Source organism: bacterium, from assembly GCA_024226335.1.
Classification (GTDB): Bacteria; Myxococcota_A; UBA9160; order SZUA-336; family SZUA-336; genus JAAELY01.
This window is the reverse complement of record JAAELY010000324.1, coordinates 1-1,111: the sequence shown is the minus strand read 5'-3', so window position 1 is coordinate 1,111 and position 1,111 is coordinate 1. Positions and strand designations below refer to the sequence as shown.

Sequence of the window (1,111 nt, the reverse complement as noted above, 5' to 3'; positions counted from 1 at the left end):
CCACGAACTGACGTCCGCCTGCGGAATACGTCATGGGTGTGGCCTGTGGACCGAAGGGCAGGCGCGTGTTCCAGATCTCTTCACCGGTCTCCGCGTCGAAGGCGCGGAAAGCCTTTTCCAGGGCCGCGCCGATGAAGATCAGTCCGCCGCCGGTCACCAGTGGTCCACCCAGGTTTGGTACACCGAGCTTCCACGGAAGCGGTACGGGGGACAGATCGCGCACTGTTCCGAGTGGCACCTGCCATTCAATCTCTCCGCTCACCAGGTCGACGGCCGCCAGTTCTCCCCAGGGCGGCTTACTGCAGGGCAGTCCGAGCGGGGACATGAGCAACGAGCGCTTCAACACATAGGGTGTGCCGCGCATTGGCGCGAACTCGGCGTACTCGTCGCGGCCCTCCTTCTTCAGGTCGACCGCCTCGCTACGCGGGATCAGCGCGACCATCCAGGGGAGGTTCTGGGTGTTGGCGATCAGGCGTTGGTTCGCCTCGTCGACTGCAACACCTCCCCAGTTCGAACCGCCGGCATTGCCCGGAACCACGAGCGTACCTTCGATCGTCGGCGGCGTGTAGATCCCTTCGAAGCGCAGCTGCTCGATACTCGTCCGGCAGGAAGCGCGATCGAAAGGCGTGAGGCCCCAGGCTTCGTCGGCCGTCAGTGAGTGAGGAACCAGCGGTGGTGGTTTGATCGGAAACGGTTGGGTCGGTGAGAGACGCTCATCCGGGACCCCGATCTGGGGTGCCGGCCGTTCCTCGATCGGGAACAGTGATTCACCGGTCTCGCGGTTCAGGATGAATAGAAGTCCCATCTTCGTAGCCTGAACGAGCGCGGGAATCTCGCGACCATTGCGTCGCAGGTTGAACAGGGTCGGTTGCGCGGGCAAGTCGAAATCCCATAGGTCGCGGTGCACGGTCTGAAAACTCCAGGCCGGCTTGCCGCTGTTCAGGTCGAGCGCAACCACCGAACTACCGTAATAGTCCAGGTTCGACTCGCCGCGAAAATAGTCCGGTGCGGGATTACCAGTGGGCACGAACACCAGATTGAGATCCAGATCGACGGCCATCGGCGCCCAGATGTTCGGTGTGGCCAGTGCGTAGCCCTCGTCGCTTGTATT

The 1,111-nt window shown here is 62.6% G+C and carries 1 protein-coding gene; it reads right to left on the bottom strand.

Translation table 11 applies throughout. The features are described from left to right. A partial coding sequence (locus GY725_16975; GenBank protein ID MCP4005885.1) for a PQQ-binding-like beta-propeller repeat protein occupies nucleotides 1-1,111 on the bottom strand: 1,111 nt, incomplete at both ends.